Genomic DNA, 17,369 nt, shown 5'->3' on the forward strand with positions numbered 1-17,369 from the left:
TCCTTAACAACTTCAACCACTTGCGCTTTCGATCTCTCGTCAGCGGGAGGCGAATTCTACAGCGTTACTCGCTGCTGTCAACACCTCTTTTTCAACTTCCTTTCGGCTTCGATGACCTGAAGCAACCTGCTGCCGAAAACTGCGTAACTCTTTGTTTATCAAGGAGTTTTCCGTTTCGACTGCGCCGGAAGTGGGGCGAATTATAGACATCTATAATCTGCCGTCAAGCACTGATTCGGGTTTTCTATCAACAACCTGCAGAAAGCAGTAAAACGCCCCAAAGGACGCCTCTATAGAAGAGTCAGAACGCCCTTCTATATAGAAGAGCTTCCCCATAGGCAGTCACAGCCCATGTCATAGCCAAAAAGCGGGACCACCGCGTACGAACGATTAGCTGGCTGCCAAAAAACAAAAAAGCACCCAAGGTGCTCTTTTGTTAGCGCTTTCAGCTGAATAACGCCGCCACCCCGGCCCGCGCCGTATGTAGCTTCTTATAGCTATCGATCAGACGAAGGTGCCTGTCGAGGCCTTCCAGTTTCATGCTCGTCGGTGTCAGACCATAGAAACGTACGCTGCCATTGACCGACCCTATCGCCGCGTCCATCCGCTCGTCACCGAACATCCGGCGGAAGTTGACCTCGTAGTCGCTCAGTTCCAGATCATCGTCCAGCTGCATTTCCAGCACGACGTTCACCGCTTGATAAAACAGGCCGCGCTCGACGGTGTTGTCGTTGTATTGCAAGAAGGCTTCCACCAGATCCTTGGCCTGATCAAACTTCTGCAAGGCGAGATAAATCAGCAGCCTCAGCTCCAGGATCGTCAACTTGCCCCAAGGCGTGTTGTCGTCGAACTCGATGCCGATCAAAGTGGTGATGTCGGTGTAATCATCCAGCTCACTGCTTTCCAGCCCCTGGGCCAGCGATCGCAGGCCGACTTTGCTCAGGCTGTGCAGATTCAAGATGTCGGCGCGGAACTGCAGTGCCTTGTTGGTGTTATCCCAGATCAAATCTTCGACCGGATAAATTTCCGAGTAATCCGGCACCAGAATGCGGCAGGCCTTGGCGCCGATATGCTCATAGACCGCCATGTACACTTCTTTGCCCATGTCTTCGAGAATGCCGAACAAGGTCGCGGCCTCTTCGGCATTGGAGTTTTCGCCTTGACCGGAGAAATCCCACTCAACGAATTCGAAGTCCGGCTTGGCACTGAAGAAGCGCCACGAGACCACACCGCTGGAGTCGATGAAGTGCTCGACGAAGTTATTCGGTTCAGTCACCGCCTGACCTTCGAAGGTCGGCTGCGGCAGATCGTTCAGGCCTTCGAAACTGCGGCCTTGCAGCAGCTCCGTCAGGCTGCGCTCCAGCGCCACTTCCAGGCTTGGGTGCGCGCCGAACGAGGCAAACACGCCACCGGTACGCGGGTTCATCAAGGTGACGCACATCACCGGGAACTCCCCGCCCAGCGACGCATCCTTGACCAGCACCGGGAAGCCCTGCTCTTCCAGGGCCTGGATACCGGCCAGGATGCCCGGGTATTTCGCCAGCACTTGCTGCGGCACATCCGGCAGGGCCATTTCGCCTTCGAGGATTTCGCGCTTGACCGCGCGTTCGAAGATTTCCGACAGGCACTGCACCTGGGCTTCGGCCAGCGTGTTGCCGGCGCTCATGCCATTGCTCAGGAACAGGTTTTCGATCAGGTTGGACGGGAAGTACACCACCTCATTGTCCGACTGGCGCACGAACGGTAGCGAACAAATACCGCGCTGGGTGTTGCCGGAGTTGGTGTCGTACAGATGCGAGCCACGCAACTCGCCATCCCGGTCGTAGACCTTCAGGCAATACTCGTCGAGGATTTCGCTCGGCAGCTCGTCCGTCGGGCCCGGCTTGAACCAGCGCTCGTCCGGGTAATGCACAAACGCCGCATTGGCGATGTCCTCCCCCCAGAACTGATCGTTATAGAAGAAGTTGCAGTTGAGCCGCTCGATAAACTCGCCCAGCGCCGATGCCAGCGCGCCTTCCTTGGTCGCGCCTTTGCCATTGGTAAAACACATCGGCGAGTGCGCATCGCGGATGTGCAGCGACCACACATTGGGAACGATATTGCGCCAGGAGGCGATTTCAATCTTCATTCCCAGGTCGGCCAGGATGCCCGACATGTTGGCGATGGTTTGCTCCAGCGGCAGGTCCTTGCCTGCAATGTAGGTGCCCGCTTCGGAAGTCGAATGCGGCATCAGCAGCGCCTGGGCATCGGCGTCGAGGTTTTCGACCTCTTCAATCACGAACTCAGGCCCGGTTTGCACCACCTTCTTTACCGTGCAACGGTCAATGGAGCGCAAGATCCCCTGGCGGTCCTTGGCGGAGATGTCCGCCGGCAATTCGACCTGAATCTTGAAAATCTGGTTGTAGCGGTTTTCCGGGTCAACGATGTTGTTCTGCGACAGGCGGATATTTTCGGTGGGGATATTGCGAGTCTCGCAATACAACTTCACGAAGTACGCCGCACACAACGCCGACGAAGCCAGGAAATAATCGAACGGCCCCGGCGCCGAGCCATCACCCTTGTAGCGAATGGGTTGATCGGCGATCACCGTGAAGTCGTCGAACTTGGCCTCAAGTCGAAGGTTGTCGAGAAAGTTGACCTTGATTTCCATGTGCGATTACCAGAATAACGAGCTAAACGATTTGGCCGCCATTATCCGGTTTTTCAGCGCAGACCGTTAACTTTCCACTATTTATCGATCAACGCGACACCCCGCTCCTCCAGCAGGCGCACAAACATCGTGAGGCTCTGCGACACCGTCCCCCGGCGCCACACCAACCAGGTACGCAGATAGCGGAACGACTCCGACAACGGCCAGACGCTGACCGTCGTACACCCAGGCATGCTTTCGAGCATGCTGCGTGGCATCAGCGCCAGGCCGGCCCCGGCGCTGACGCAGGCCAGCATGCCGTGATAGGACTCCATTTCGAATATCTTGCCGGGCACCGCCGCGCCATTGGCAAACCAGCTTTCGAAATGATGGCGATAGGAGCAGTTGGAGCGGAAGGCATAGATGTTTTCGCCATTCACATCCTTGGCCCGATGAATCGGCTCATGATTGAGCGGCGCGATCAGGACCATCTCCTCCTCGAATGCCGGTACGCCTTCCAGCGCCGGATGCAACACCGGCCCATCGACAAATGCCGCGGCCAGCCGTCCCGACAGCACCCCGTCGATCATGGTCCCGGAGGGACCGGTGGACAGGTCCAGTTCGACCTTCGCGTGTTTCTGGTTATAGGCAGCCAATAGCTCTGGAATTCGTACCGCTGCCGTGCTTTCCAGCGAACCCAGGGCGAAGGCGCCTTGCGGTTCCTCTCCCGCTACGGTGGCCCGCGCCTCCTGAACCAGGTCGAGAATGCGTCGAGCGTAATCCAGGAAACTCCAGCCGGCTGGCGACAAGCGCAGGCGACTCTTCTCGCGGATAAACAGATCCACACCCAGATCCTGCTCAAGCTGCTTGATTCGGGTCGTGAGGTTCGATGGCACCCGGTGGATATGCTGGGCGGCCACGCTGATGCTGCCGTGCTCTGCGACAGCCTTGAAAATTTCGAGCTGGACCAGATCCAAGTCATTCTCCAAACGTGAACGTTATGCTCATTATTATTCAGTTTCCATAAAACATATACCCCCATAACCTGAGCACATTCCTACCTAGCAGGACGGTGCCATGACCCACGTATCCAGCCTTACCCATGCCATTTCGATCAACCCGACCACGGGCGAGCAGATCGGCCAGTACCCTTTCGAATCCGATTCGGCACTACAGGCCGCGCTGGCGCGGGCCACTACCGGGTTTCGAGCCTGGCGCGGCAAACCGGTAGAGCAACGCGCGCAGCTTTTGATCAGCCTCGGCCAGGCCTTGCGCAACAATGCAGAGGCCATGGCCAACATGATCACCCTGGAAATGGGCAAGCCGATTAGTCAGGCCCGTGGCGAAATTGAAAAATGCGCGCAGCTCTGCGAGTGGTACGCCGAACAGGGTCCCGCCATGCTCAGCGCAGAACCGACCCTGGTCGAAGGCGGCAAGGCACGCATTGAATATCGCCCGCTCGGCCCGATACTCGCCGTGATGCCGTGGAACTTCCCCATCTGGCAAGTGCTGCGCGGCGCGGTCCCTACCCTGCTCGCCGGCAATACCTTCGTGCTCAAGCACGCGCCAAACGTCATGGGCAGCGCCTACCTGCTGCTGGAAGCCTTCAAGCAGGCGGATTTTCCTGAAGGTGTCTTCGAGGTCATCAACGTCACCCCGGACGGTGTATCCAAGGCGATCGCCGATCCACGCATCGCGGCTGTCACCCTCACCGGCAGCGTGCGTGCGGGCATGGCCATCGGTGCTCAGGCCGGAGCCGCGCTGAAGAAATGCGTATTGGAACTGGGCGGCTCCGACCCGTTTATCGTGCTCGACGACGCGGACCTCGATGAGGCGGTCAAAGCCGCCGTGATCGGGCGCTATCAAAACACCGGACAAGTCTGCGCAGCTGCCAAACGCCTGATTGTCGAGCAGGGCATTGCCGAGGAATTTACCCGCAAGTTCGTCGAGGCCACCCAACGACTGGTCGTCGGTGATCCACTCGCCTCCACCACTTACATCGGCCCGATGGCGCGCTTCGATCTGCGCGACGAACTGGACCAACAGGTGCGCGACACACTGGAAGAAGGCGCGACCTTGCTGCTGGGTGGAAAGAAGGTCGAAGGCACCGGCAACTACTACGAACCCACTGTACTGGGCGACGTGACCGATCAGATGACATCCTTCAGACAGGAACTGTTTGGTCCCGTGGCTTCAATCATCACGGCCCGAGACGCCGCCCATGCGCTGGCGCTGGCCAATGACAGCGAGTTCGGCCTCACCGCCACTATTTATACGCGCAATGACGAACTCGCCCGGCAGATGGCTGGCCAACTTGAAACCGGCGGCGTGTTCATCAACGGCTATAGCGCCAGCGATCCGCGCGTCAGTTTTGGTGGCGTGAAGAAGAGTGGCTTTGGCCGGGAACTCTCGCATTTCGGAGTGCGCGAATTCTGCAATGCCCAGACGGTTTGGCTGGATCGACGTTAAGGGCAATGCAGTGCTTCGAGCTGACTCAGCCATGATCTGGTTCAACCTGCAACGCAGCGCAAGCAGTCAGGCTGACATCGCGATCCTCAGCGCCACTGCTGCTTCAAGCAGCTTGTTCGCCTGGGTCGAGACAGCTGCAGCCATTTCTTCATCCCCTGTTTCTCTGAGCGTTGCAGCCAGATCGAGCAGCTTCCCCACCTCGGCCTCGATAGTGCGGACGGATTCGCCTATTTGGTACTTAAGTGAATGAGCCATCTCGATCAAACCTCGGACCGGATTAAAGACAAATCCCACCTGGGCGAATGCTCAAGTCATTCAGTGGCGCGTCACTGACCGCCATTCGATTGCCCCAAAACCATTGTGGAGTACTGAGCAGAGAGTATCGAAAGTTTTGATGCCGTGTCGTACTCCAGTAGCACTTTGCCCAACGGTTACGCCACGGCATTTCGTATTCAGATGTCACACTTTCGTCACACCTAACTAGCACAATACGGTCAGCCAAAGGGATTTGGCCCCTCTACAGAAAGCCCGGCCCGACGCCGGGCTTTTTACTTTCTGGTCCGTGTTCCCCAAGCCCGACGACTTATTCAGAGTACAGGGTGGTTCATTTCAACCCGCTCTGATGTTGCCCGGCGAATTGTCTCTGGAACCAGTCCGAGAGCATCGCCTTCTCGGAGTAGAGCCTGTCACTCCTGTTCGCACGCCCCGGACGCTGGAGGTAGAGCTGATCCATGACTCTGGCATCGGCCTGGTTCACGACCTGGCCATTTTGCTTGAGTACGTAATGTAGATCGATGCTCGGCCAGGTAATGTCGCGCATGAAGCGCACCTCATAGGCATTTATCCTCCAGGGTTCGTAACGACCGGCCAGGTCGATGTTGCGTATTTCAATTTGCAGCTGCTGGTCGGCTGGCAGGTACCGCTCGCCAAGCTTCTGGAGGTAGCTGCGCAGTTCTTTCATGACATAAGGATCGGCCCCACGTTCATAGCCCGGACTGTCCAGGCTGGCATCGCTGTATTTTTCGGGGTTATTGAAGACGACTTCGACCGAAGGCGCTGCGGTGGCAAGTGGCACCCTAAACAGCGCCAGCAGTGCGATCGAGGTGCAAAGGGTTATTGAGCGCATGGCATCACCTCCGGGTGCAACGCTTTTCAATGCATGCGGCACCCTGTTCAGTTTACGCCTGAAGTGCATGCCCGCTGCGTGTGTTTCCAGCTCCTGTCGCGGGTCAGCGCTGTTCTTTACACACCAGCCGAATGAGCAGCAAGACCAACAGCACATTCAATACGGCCAGCAAGCTCAGGCCCGCAAGCACACCGTCAGCGCCCCAGGCCTGCAACAGGTAACCGCCCGCGAGCGGGGTCAAGGCTTGCCCAATGAGCGAAGGCCGCGCCATGCGCCCCATCAGCAACACATAATGGGTAGGCGACATCAGGGCCAGTGGCAGCAGGCCTCGAACGATTGCCCGCAAACCATTACCCGCGCCGTAGATCACCAGCCCCAGAGCGGTCATTGCCGGCGCGATAGTCACAAACAGCAGACCGATTGCCACGAACACCACGGAGATCAATGTCGTCCAGATCGGGTGTCGCTTTCGCGAAAACACTTGTAGAACACGTGAACCGACCTGGCTCGGCCCCAGTAAAGCGCTCAGCCCGATGGCGGCTGCAAGCGAGTAGCCCTGCCCCTGCAACAATGAAATCAGCTGGACCGACATCGCCGTCATGATCACTGCACCCAACGCGAGAATCAGCGTGAGCAACAGGTAGATCCGCCGGTCGATTGAAAGGTTTTCATCACTCACAGCCTGGCTTTTTGTGAGTGCTCCCGCGCCCCGCGCCAGCACCCAGAGATATAGCGGTGCCACGGCAACGACCAATAACACCCCATAAGCCACGCACGTCGCGCGCCAGCCAACATGCTCGATGACCAGCGCAACCGCGGGCCATGACAGCGTTGTCGCAAACCCTGAAATGAGCGTGATCCCGGTAATCGCACTGCTCGCCCGCTCTCCATAGAGAGAACCTAAAGCGGCGAACAGCGCTTCATACAACCCCAGCGCCATACCGACGCCAATCACTGCCCAAGACAAAAGAAACATCGGCAACGAGGTCGAACTGGCCATCAGAAACAAGCCGATGGCGACGCCCAGGCCACTACTGGCCAGGATGGGGCGGCCGCCGTAGCGGGCGATAAGCCGGCTGGTCAACGGTGCCAGCATCGCGGAAACCAGGATGCTCAGGGACAGTGCGCCATACACCCATTGGCTGGCCCAGCCGGTCTCTTTCATGATCGGATCGGCCATGACGGCCATCAGGAAGAACGAACCTCCCCAGACCAGAACTTGCAGCATCCCCAAAATGAAGATGCCGAATACGCCAGGCAGTCGCGTTTGTTGGTTCAAGACAATGTCATCAGTGGTCAGAAAAAACGGAAGTCGTGAGCAGCCGCGCAACTGCGGATATCTGGGCGATTTGCACGGGGACGGGACACTCGGAGCTAACAGATTCGCCGTTGATTCAAAGCATGTGTCCAGCCCAGATTTTGCGATTGACCAGATCGGCGGCAATCTCGATGAAGGCATCCCCGACAAATTTGGCGGCCGGACTGACACGCCTGTCGGCCGGAAAAACCTGAACAAGCTTGCGCATGGGAACGGGGTCGACCAAGGGGGCCGCACTGAGCACGCCTGCTTCGATTTGCGCGTAAATCGATGCCAGAGGCAAAGCGGTCAAACCGAAGCCATTGCGGACCAGATCGATCATGGCGCCGAAGGAGTCGGCTTCAACGCTGGTCTTGAGCTTGATCCCGACTTGACGCGCACAATCATCCAGAATCACGCGAAGGCTATGTCGAGCGCTTGGCAGTACCAATTGCTGCTCAGCCAATGACTCGAACGACACCGGCGTATCAAGACGCAGGTTGGCGCTGGCGGGACCGACCAGCAGCAGGTTTTCCATCATCACCGGCACGATACGCAGCGTATGCAGGGGTTGGGGATCGTAAGAAATCGCCAGCTCCAGTTCGCCACGCTGAACCCAATCGAGCAGATAGCCGCTGAAGGCCGAGGAAAACCTGACGGCGAGATTCGGATGCGCCTCCTTGATCTTGCGTACCAATGGAACGGTGATAATTTCCGCGACCGTCGGCGTCGTGCCGATGACGACCGTTCCCCGAAAAGACGACTTTGCGCCCACGACAGAACTTCGAATGGACTCCATTTCCTCCATGATTCGGGTGGCATGTGCCAACACTTCACGGCCGGCATCGGTGATCTCCATGCCTCGCCCATGTCGATCAAACAGGTAGGTGCCAAGCTCCTTTTCCAACAATCGAATTTGCCGGCTAAGTGCCGGTTGCGCGATGTGAAGACGATCCGAGGCCTTGCTGAGACTGCCCAGTTCGGCAACATGAATCAGGGTTTTGAGTTGAACGACATCCATTACCAGGCCAGTCAGCATCGGGCTCGACGCGTTATGCGGCGAAAGTGCTGTGAGTGTAATCGCATTTGTGCACCTTGGAACGGCCGGCAACCCCCGTGTCGTGCGGCCCCGGGACTTCCAAGCCGGCTGTAACCCCCGGCCCGCCGGGGCTGCACGCCAAGCTATATAATTCAGGTATATCAGTTAGGCCTGCCTGACGGCTTATTACCCTCCCGACTCTGCGGTAGCGTGCAATCAACGTCGACGCCAGAGAGCGCTCGACTCACTACAAGAATAAGATTCGAGGGCTCGCGCCATGATGTTCAATGCTTCGCCTCACCCGTCCGATTTCTCCGGGCCACTACTGTTCGCCACGCTTGTGCATCCACCCTTCCCCCTCTCTACGGAAAACCGGCCGTGAGCGGGTTCACGCCTTTTCGTTAACCCCAAAACCCAACGAGTCAGTCTCGGACGCGCATCAGCGCGCTCCTCGTCTCCCCTCGCCTTGAAAAAAGGGTGAATCACATGTCCGCATCAATCCCAGACGCCAAAGACCACTCAGCCGAAGCCGCTGCGATGAAAGCGCCGAACCGCGTCAAAGCCATCATGGGTGCCTGCTCGGGCAATCTGGTGGAGTGGTACGACTTTTTCATTTACGCCTATACCGCCATCTACTTTGCCGCTTCGTTTTTCCCCAAAGGCGACACCACCAGTCAGCTACTGGCGACCGCGGGCGTCTTCGCCGTCGGTTTTTTCATGCGCCCGCTCGGTGGCTGGATTTTCGGCTGGATCGCTGACACTCGTGGTCGCAAGGTCTCGATGATTATTTCGGTGTTCATGATGTGCGCCGGCTCGCTTTTGATCGCCGTCATGCCGACCTACGCAACCATCGGCGTCGCGGCGCCGATCCTGCTGGTGGTTGCCAGGCTGATTCAGGGCCTGTCGGTCGGTGCGGAATACGGCACCGGCGCCACCTACATCAGCGAAATCGCGACACCGGGCCGTCGCTGTTTCTATGGCTCGTTTCAGTACTTCACCATCATTGCCGGTCAGTTGCTGGCCTTGATGACCGTAGTCATTCTTCAACAAACCCTGACCGGCGAAGAGTTGCGCGAGTGGGGCTGGAGGATTCCGTTCTTCATCGGCGCGTTGAGCTCGATCGTGGTGGTGTATCTGCGTCGCGCCATGCATGAAACCGCCAACAAGAAAGACATGAGCCGCAAGGATGCCGGCTCTCTGCGCGGCATGTTCAAACACAAACGCGCAGTTGCCCTGGTGGTGGCGTTCACCATCGGCGGTTCGCTGTATTTCTATACCTTCACTACCTACATGCAGAAGTTCCTGGTGATCTCCGCCGGTTTCAGTCCGGAAACGGTCAGCTTCATCATGACGGCGGCCCTGATCGGCTTCATGCTTTGCCAACCGCTGTTCGGCCTGCTCGCCGACCGCATCGGTATCAAGGCGCACATGCTGATGTTTTCCGGGCTGGCCATGTTGCTGGTGATCCCCCTGCTCTACTCGCTACAGTCGGTCAGCAACCCGTTCATGGCATTCGTGCTGGTGTTTGGCGGCCTGGCCATTGCGTCGCTCTATACGCCGATTGCCGGGATCGTCAAAGCCGAACTGTTTCCGCCTGCCGTACGTGCATTGGGGGTTGGATTTCCCTATGCGGTGGGCAACGCGGCATTTGGCGGCACCGCCGAATACGTCGCCTTGTCGCTTCGCTCACAGGGCATCGAGGCGTATTTCTTCTTCTACGTAGCAGCCGTCGTGAGCATCACCTTCATCGCCGCGATGCTGATGCCAAACCTGTCGCGTTACGGCTATATCAGTGGTTCAGGCGAGATTGAAGAACGTACCGGCCTGAAGGGATGTGTAAAACCGCATGCTGCGCGAGTCTGATTGACGGAGCATCCCCAGACGACTTTCAAGGGCCCATGATTTGTCATGGGCCCTTTTTTCATCATCGCAGGGCAGAGGCAGGTGCTACCTGCGGTATAGATGCGGGGATGCTGTTGTCGACCTTTTCTCGATGGGGCCATGCCTGCAAATCAAGATCAAGATCCGTGAACTGGCTGGAGTCGAAGATCGGCGTCTTGATGCCGGCCTTGCGCTGCCGGTCATAGTCACGCAGCAGGCGCATGCCGACGTTGAACAACAGCGCCAGGGCGATCAGATTGACGAAGGCCAACAGCGTCATGGTGATATCGGCAAAGGCGAAGACCGTACCCAGGTTTTGCACGGCGCCCCAAAGGATCAACAGCAACACCAGGCCCCGATAGGCCATCACCGCCGCGCGTTTATCACCCAGTAGAAAGCGCAGGTTGTTTTCGCCCAGATAGTAGTTGTAGAGGATCGACGTGAAGACAAACAGCGCCAACGCCACGCTGATGAACGTGCGCCCCCAGTCCCCGACCACTGCCGCCAGTGCGTTCTGTGTCAGTACCAGGCCATCGCCTTCGAAGCCTGGCGTGTAAAAACCCGACAACAGGATCAGCAGCGCCGTGCAGGTACAGATCACAAAGGTATCCAGGAAGACGCTGAACGCTTGAACCACCCCTTGAGCCGCCGGGTGATCGACTTTCGCCACCGCGGCTACGTTGGGCGCACTGCCCAGGCCCGCCTCATTGGCAAACACCCCGCGCTTGACGCCCATGACGATGGCACTGCCAACCAGGCCGGCGAACGCCTGGTCCAGGCCAAAGGCACTTTTGAAAATGGTCATCAGCATGCCGGGCACATGATCAAACTGAAGCACGATCACATAAACGGTCACGCCAATGTAAGCCAGCGTCTTGACCGGTACCAACAGGTCCGAGACGGCAGCGATGCGCTTGATGCCCCCCATGAATACCAGGCCGAGCAATACGGCAATCGCAATGCCGGAGTAAGTCGTAGAGAAGCCGAACGCATTGTTCAGCGAGTGAGTCACGGCATGGGATTGCAGCCCGTTGAAGGCAAAACCGAAAGTGACCAGGAGCAACACGGCCATGACCTTGCCCAGCCACGCCTGTTTCAGTCCGTACTGGATGTAGTACGACGGCCCACCCCGGAACTGTCCCTTGGCGTCGCATCGTTTGTACAACTGTCCCAGGCTGCACTCAAAGAAGCTGGTGGACATGCCCACCAGCGCGGTCACCCACATCCAGAACACCGCACCGGGCCCGCCCAACGTCACAGCCAACCCGACCCCGGCGATATTGCCCGCCCCTACGCGACCCGCCAGGCTGAGCATCAAGGCTTGGAACGAGCTGATCTGACCGGCGCTCTTCTGCACACTATCGCGAAAGGCTCCGAACATATGCAGGAAATGGCGAAACTGGACAAAGCGTGAGCGAATCGTGAAATAGCCACCCAGGCCTACGATGAGCACGATCAGGAGCTTTCCGGAAAGAAAGTCGTTTATGACTTCGAGCATGATTTGAACCTCTTGTTGTTATGGATTACAGGCATGCACGCGCCCTCACACATCGCCGTGGCAGGCATGTGGGATGAAGCGCGTTGAATAGCAACCGCGAGCCCCTTGTCAGGCTCGCGCCCTACATCGGGGAGCGCACGGGGCGATCGGACTTACCCGGTTCGACTGCCGGTCTGGAAATCGGCGATCTGTTTCCACATCGCAATGGGGTTGGAGTACATGGGGAAGTGGCCGCAGGCCGGAATTGGCGCCAAACGCACGCCTCGGGCCTCGATGTGCGAAAGGTAGGACAGTGAGGCGTTCTGCTCGCCGTACATGAACATTCGCGGGCACTTCAAGCCGAGAAACTTGCTCATCAGGTCGGCGTTATCGGAAAGGTCGACCATCGACTGGAAAATCCCCCGCACGGCCCCGGCACGCACCTTGTGCCTGAGGCTCGCCGAATAGAGTGCGCTGGCGTATGCCGGGGCCTGCCGGGCACGCTCGATGAAAGCCGTGAAGAATTTCTCTGGATCATCGCTTGGATAATCGACGATCTGTCGGCTGAGAAAACAGTCTTCCGGGGCAATATTGCCCTCTATATCGACGAAACTGATTACCCGTTCCGGGAACTGATGGGCCAGCATCAGCGCAGTCAATCCGCCCATGGAGTGGCCGACCAGATGGAAGCGCTCGATACCGAAATGCTCCAGCATCTGCAATGCGGTCTGCAGCAGAAAAGGAATCGAAATACTGGAAAGGTCGCTGCACTGGCTCTCACCGCAGCCCGGTGCGTCGTAGGCGAGGAAGGGATGTCCGGCGAATTCCGCGTGCTGCACGAGGTCGGCGTAGTCCTCTTTGGTGGAACCGAAACCATGCAGGAACACGATCGGCGTCAGGTTGCCGTTTCGATGAATGGCGGCGACGTTCAGCTGGACGCCCTCGACGGTCAACGGGAGCTGCGTATGAGTGAACGTTTCGGATGCGGTCACGTAAAGGACTCCTTGGACGATAAGACTGCCGCCGAAACAGGTCATCGGCGACAGGCCCAATTTCAGCCGGTTGGAGTCTTATGTAAATTCCTAATTGTGGAACGTTTCCATACGCCAAACCTATCGTTGATCCCCCACTCGGAGCCCTTGCCCGTCTCAGGCCTTTTTCCGCAGTCGGGCAATGACTTCGGCTATGAGCGGATTGGGCCGATCCGCATTCCAGGCCACCGCCGTCGTCACCACGTTGAGCTTCTGACTCAATGATCGAAAGACCACGTTATCCGGTGCCATTTTTTTCAAGGATGCCGGTACCAGGGCGATGCCCTGCCCATAGCTGACAAAGGCGATTTGCGAAGCGACAGAACGCACTTCGTGCAGCACGCGAGGGGAAAATCCGCTGGCTCGGCAGGTTGCAATCAAGTTGTCGAAATACACCGGGCTGACCTTTCGCGAAAACATCACCAAAGGTTCGTTGGCCAGGCTGGACAAACTGATACGCGTGCGCGCCGCCAATGGGTGGTCACTGGGCAACGCCACCACCAGGCGATCTTCCAGCAGTGGCAGTGACTGGATCGAGGCGCCCAGATCACCGTCCAGACGGGCGAAGGCCAGGTCGATATCACCAGCTTCCAGCGCCGGAACAGCCTCTACGCTGTCGATTTCCCGCACGGATACGGTCAGGTTCGGGTAATCGACCTTCATCTGTTCGATCAGACCGGGCAGTACGTCGAACATGGCCGTGGAGATGGCGCCGATGGTCAACATCCCCGACTGTCCCGCTACCGCCTCCTCAACCGCCAGTTCCAGGCGCTCGAGTTGCTCGGCGAATTTACGCACCGCCGGCAGGATCGCCGCCCCCACGGGGGTCAGTTTCGCCCCGCGCCGCGAGCGCTCGAACAGTTGGACCTTGAGTGCCTGCTCCAGCACCTGAATCTGTTCGCTCAGGGGAGGCTGAGACATGCCAAGCCGCTTGGCTGCACGGCCGAAATTCTGCTCTTCGGCGACGGCCAGGAACAGCCAGAGGTGACGGATCAGGCGGAAATTGATCATGATTGTTCCATAGGTTTAGCGTATCTAACGCTTCTGTGATTAGTAATATACCTATCAAATCGCCTCGTCGACACTGGTCGCCTCCGTCATCGCAGGGGCTACCCCATGAACAAAAAGAGTGTGCTCGATCGCTTAGCGGCGCTGGATACCAACACGGTATCCGACGCCCTCGACTTCCTCGGCCTGGCCGGTGCCACCGTGGGGCTACGCCCGCTGTGGAACTGCCCGAAGATCGTCGGTCGCGCCAGCACCGTATTGCTTGCGCCAAAAACCGACAGCGTACCCACCGTGCACCTGATCACCCCGGTGGTGGAGCAGATCGACAGCGACGACCGCGTGCTGGTGATCGCCGGTGGTATCGAGGGCATTTCCTGCTGGGGCGACATTCTTGCCAACGCCGCGGCCGGCAAACAGGTGCGCGGCACCGTCATCGACGGCTTCAGCCGCGATATCGATGGCAGCGCGTCGATTGGCTATCCGGTCTATGGCCGTGGCGTCACCATGATCAGCGCGCGCAATCGGGTGGTGCAGATCGATGCCGCCGTGACGATCAATGTGGCGGGCGTCGACGTCAGCGAAGACGACTATGTCATCGCCGATCGCTGCGGAACGGTGTTCGTACCCCAGGCGTACATCGAGAAGGTCGTCGATCTAGGCGAGCGCATTACCCGTCGCCAGGACGGCATGGTGGAAGCTGTTCGCAGCGGCCGCTCAGTGGCCGAAGTGATGCATGACACCCAGTTCGAAGCTATCCAGGTGGAGCGTTCCTGATGAATCTTGAAGACCAAGCACTTGTGGCCCTGTTTGAAGGCCTGGACACCCCTGGCGTCTCCGATGCCCTGGACAAACTCGGCCTGCCCGGCCAATGCCTGGGCTTGGCACCGCTGGACAACTACAGCAAGGTCATCGTCGGACCGGCGTTCACCGTGCAGTACGTTTCGGCCAGCGTGCCGCCTGGAACCGTAGGCGATTTCATCGAAGACGTGCTGCCCGGTGACGTCGTGGTGATCGACAACGGTGGCCGCACCGACTGCACGGTATGGGGCGACATCATGACCCAGTACGCCGGCAGCCGGCAGATCGCCGCAACGGTCATCGACGGTGTATGCCGTGACGTGAACAAGGCGCTGGGTGACGGCTATCCGATCTTCAGTAAGGGCCGGTTCATGCGCACCGGCAAGGACCGCGTGCAGGTTCAATCCGTCAATCAGCCAGTGTCCGTCGGCACGGCCCGGGTGTGTGCCCGTGACATCGTGGTAGCCGACGCCAACGGCGTGGTGATTGTGCCTCGCGCCCGGGCAGCTGAAGTGGCCGCGTGCGCCCGCCAGATCGAGTCGGTCGAAGCCGATATCCGGGCCCTGATCGCTCAAGGAAAAACCCTCAAGGAAGCCCGGACCGCACTGGGTTACCACAGCCTGCAGAGGAAAGTCTGATGACCACGCTCCCCCTCCCGTTGAATTTCCACGAACGAGCAAAAGTCCTGGGCAGTTCGACGCTGTATGAAGCATCCCATCTGCCCTGTGCAGTCGACAGCGCGATCCGTCCCGTCTGGGACGGTGCTTTCATTGCCGCGCCGGCCTACCCGCTGGAATGCTCGCCGGGTGACAACCTGGCGTTGCACCTGGCCATGGAACGCGTGCCTCGCGGTAGCGTGCTGGTGGTGGGTACCGGAAGTTTCATCGCCGGTTACTGGGGCGAAGTACTCACTGTAGCGGCCGAAGCAGCGGGTGTTGTCGGTTTGGTCATAGATGGTGGCGTACGCGATATTGCAGCCCTGAAAAAACGCCAGTTTCCGGTGTTCGCGCGCGGCATCTCGGTCAAAGGCACCGTAAAGGTCAGCGCGCCCTCGGTCGGACAGGCATTCAATTTCAACGGTGCACATGTCTCGCCAGGTGATCTGGTAGTGGCGGACGATGACGGTGTGATCATCATTCCCAAGGAGGATGCGGCCCGTACTCTCGCTGAAGGCGAAGCCCGCGCAAGCAAGGAAGCGCAGATGATGCAGGCGCTGACCGAAGGTCGTTCGACGCTCGAACTGATGAACCTGACAGCGTGGAGGACCCAGGCATGAGCACCGATATCCAACGACTCAATCAACGCCTGGCCAGTGCACAGCCGTCGGCGACCTATCGGATAATCGATCGGGTGGCTGAGCGCCGGGCGCAAGGTGCGAAGATCATTTCGCTGTGCGCCGGCGAGCCAGACTTCGATACGCCCGGACATGTACGTGAAGCGGCCATTGAGGCCATCGAGAACGGGCACACGCGCTACACCCAGGTCGCCGGTGTACGCTCACTGCGAGAAGCGGTGGCCGCCAAGTTCCGTCGCGAAAACGGCCTGGACGTCACCTGGCAAGACACCCTCGTCTGCAACGGTGGCAAGCAGGTGATCTACAACGCCCTGGCCGCGACCCTCAACGAGGGGGATCAAGTCATCATCCCGGCACCCTACTGGGTCAGTTATCCGGAGATGGTTCAGCTGTGCGGTGGCGAAGCCCGGATCGTGACCTGCGAGGCCAATACCGGCTTCAAATTGACGGCCGCGGCGCTGGCCGAGGCGATCACACCCCGGACGCGCTGGCTGATCCTCAACTCGCCGTCCAATCCGACCGGTGCGGTGTACAGCCGAGAGGAACTTCAAGCCCTGGCTGAAGTGTTATTGGCCAATCCTCACGTGCTGATCCTGGCGGATGACATCTACGAACACCTGATCTTTGATGATCAGACGTTTTTTACCCTGGCCCAGGTTGAACCAGGACTGGCAGCACGCACCCTGACCATGAATGGTGTGTCCAAGGCCTATGCCATGACCGGCTGGCGCATCGGTTTTGCGACAGGACCGCGCTGGTTGCTCGAAGCGATGGAGAAGCTGCAAGGCCAGCAAACCTCGGGGGCCAGCTCAATCTCACAGCAGGCCGCACTCGCCGCCCTGGAGGGGCCAAAGGACTTCATCCACGAAAGCCGTGCAGTGTTCCAGAGTCGACGGGATTTGATGGTGGAGCTTCTGAACAGCACACCGGGCCTCGAGTGCGTCAGCCCGGCGGGTGCATTTTACGCGTTCGCCTCGTGCTCCGGCTTGATTGGCCGTACATCACCGGGTGGACGAGTACTGCACACGGATGAAGATGTCGCCCACGCGCTGCTCGATGAAGCGGATGTGGCCGTTGTGCATGGCAGCGCGTTCGGACTGGGCCCTTATATTCGTATTGCCTATGCGCTGGATGATGCGTCGCTGCATAAAGCCTGCGACGCAATAAAAACCTTCTGTAGCCACCTGCGATAAGCGACTGACCAACACCCGGCCCGGTCGTGAACGGGTTGGGTGCGGGTCAATTTTATCGACCTGCTCCCATAAACCGTCGGTATCGAAACATCGTGGCAATCCGGGCATTCATGGCTCCAGCCATACC

Annotated in this window: 15 protein-coding genes; 6 read left to right on the forward strand and 9 right to left on the reverse strand. The window is 58.7% G+C overall.

Annotated features, from left to right (window positions below; translation table 11 throughout):
• Window positions 1-445: 445 nt before the first annotated feature.
• Both KW838_RS21225 and KW838_RS21230 read right to left on the reverse strand, forming a co-directional pair.
• Window positions 446-2,650, reverse strand: coding sequence for an OsmC domain/YcaO domain-containing protein (locus KW838_RS21225; RefSeq protein ID WP_218503488.1), 2,205 nt, complete (start codon window positions 2,648-2,650; stop codon window positions 446-448).
• Window positions 2,651-2,727: 77 nt separating this feature from the next.
• On the reverse strand, window positions 2,728-3,606 hold the full coding sequence (locus KW838_RS21230) for a LysR family transcriptional regulator (protein ID WP_007980886.1): 879 nt from the start codon (window positions 3,604-3,606) through the stop codon (window positions 2,728-2,730).
• A gap of 100 nt (window positions 3,607-3,706) precedes the next feature.
• Here KW838_RS21230 and KW838_RS21235 point away from each other — a divergent pair, with 100 nt between their 5' ends.
• Window positions 3,707-5,098, forward strand: coding sequence for an aldehyde dehydrogenase family protein (locus KW838_RS21235; protein ID WP_218503489.1), 1,392 nt, complete (start codon window positions 3,707-3,709; stop codon window positions 5,096-5,098).
• Window positions 5,099-5,164: 66 nt separating this feature from the next.
• On the opposite strand, the gene KW838_RS21240 is transcribed toward KW838_RS21235, so the two are convergent.
• From KW838_RS21240 to KW838_RS21255, 4 genes are all read right to left on the reverse strand, one after another.
• Window positions 5,165-5,353 (reverse strand): hypothetical protein, encoded by a 189-nt coding sequence (locus KW838_RS21240; protein WP_218503490.1) that lies wholly within the window; start codon window positions 5,351-5,353, stop codon window positions 5,165-5,167.
• 349 nt (window positions 5,354-5,702) lie between these two features.
• The gene (locus KW838_RS21245) at window positions 5,703-6,224 is read right to left on the reverse strand and encodes a DUF3016 domain-containing protein (RefSeq protein WP_218503491.1); all 522 of its coding nucleotides are present in this window, start codon (window positions 6,222-6,224) and stop codon (window positions 5,703-5,705) included.
• Window positions 6,225-6,327: 103 nt separating this feature from the next.
• On the reverse strand, window positions 6,328-7,452 hold the full coding sequence (locus tag KW838_RS21250; RefSeq protein ID WP_218503632.1) for an MFS transporter: 1,125 nt from the start codon (window positions 7,450-7,452) through the stop codon (window positions 6,328-6,330).
• A 166-nt stretch (window positions 7,453-7,618) separates the two neighbouring features.
• The gene (locus KW838_RS21255; protein ID WP_193601735.1) at window positions 7,619-8,560 is read right to left on the reverse strand and encodes a LysR substrate-binding domain-containing protein; all 942 of its coding nucleotides are present in this window, start codon (window positions 8,558-8,560) and stop codon (window positions 7,619-7,621) included.
• Between the two features lie 486 nt (window positions 8,561-9,046).
• Here KW838_RS21255 and KW838_RS21260 point away from each other — a divergent pair, with 486 nt between their 5' ends.
• The gene (locus KW838_RS21260) at window positions 9,047-10,423 is read left to right on the forward strand and encodes an MFS family transporter (RefSeq protein ID WP_218503492.1); all 1,377 of its coding nucleotides are present in this window, start codon (window positions 9,047-9,049) and stop codon (window positions 10,421-10,423) included.
• Between the two features lie 61 nt (window positions 10,424-10,484).
• Here the strand turns inward: KW838_RS21260 and KW838_RS21265 are convergent, their stop codons facing one another.
• From KW838_RS21265 to KW838_RS21275, 3 genes are all read right to left on the reverse strand, one after another.
• Window positions 10,485-11,939 carry a sodium:alanine symporter family protein gene (locus KW838_RS21265; protein ID WP_218503493.1) on the reverse strand — a complete coding sequence of 485 codons (1,455 nt, stop codon included), beginning with the start codon at window positions 11,937-11,939 and terminating at the stop codon, window positions 10,485-10,487.
• Between the two features lie 152 nt (window positions 11,940-12,091).
• On the reverse strand, window positions 12,092-12,910 hold the full coding sequence (locus KW838_RS21270; protein WP_218503494.1) for an alpha/beta fold hydrolase: 819 nt from the start codon (window positions 12,908-12,910) through the stop codon (window positions 12,092-12,094).
• A 156-nt stretch (window positions 12,911-13,066) separates the two neighbouring features.
• Window positions 13,067-13,960, reverse strand: a complete 894-nt coding sequence (locus KW838_RS21275; RefSeq protein WP_007980868.1) for a LysR family transcriptional regulator — start codon at window positions 13,958-13,960, stop codon at window positions 13,067-13,069.
• A gap of 105 nt (window positions 13,961-14,065) precedes the next feature.
• On the opposite strand from KW838_RS21275, the gene KW838_RS21280 reads away from it, so the two are divergent.
• Genes KW838_RS21280 through KW838_RS21295 form a run of 4 tightly spaced genes read left to right on the forward strand, consistent with a single transcriptional unit; the run spans window position 14,066 to window position 17,242 of the window.
• Window positions 14,066-14,731 (forward strand): RraA family protein, encoded by a 666-nt coding sequence (locus tag KW838_RS21280; protein WP_218474624.1) that lies wholly within the window; start codon window positions 14,066-14,068, stop codon window positions 14,729-14,731.
• A complete protein-coding gene (locus KW838_RS21285; protein ID WP_218503495.1) occupies window positions 14,731-15,393 on the forward strand; it encodes an RraA family protein in 663 nt (220 codons plus the stop codon). The genes KW838_RS21280 and KW838_RS21285 overlap by 1 nt, the downstream gene beginning before the upstream one ends.
• The gene (locus KW838_RS21290; protein WP_218503496.1) at window positions 15,393-16,031 is read left to right on the forward strand and encodes an RraA family protein; all 639 of its coding nucleotides are present in this window, start codon (window positions 15,393-15,395) and stop codon (window positions 16,029-16,031) included. Before KW838_RS21285 ends, KW838_RS21290 begins: the two co-directional genes overlap by 1 nt.
• Complete coding sequence (locus tag KW838_RS21295; RefSeq protein WP_218503497.1) at window positions 16,028-17,242, forward strand: pyridoxal phosphate-dependent aminotransferase; 1,215 nt, start codon at window positions 16,028-16,030, stop codon at window positions 17,240-17,242. Before KW838_RS21290 ends, KW838_RS21295 begins: the two co-directional genes overlap by 4 nt.
• The last annotated feature ends 127 nt before the right edge of the window (window positions 17,243-17,369 follow it).

It is taken from the genome of Pseudomonas sp. PDM27 (assembly GCF_019219205.1).
In the GTDB taxonomy this organism is placed as follows: domain Bacteria; phylum Pseudomonadota; class Gammaproteobacteria; order Pseudomonadales; family Pseudomonadaceae; genus Aquipseudomonas; species Aquipseudomonas laurylsulfatiphila.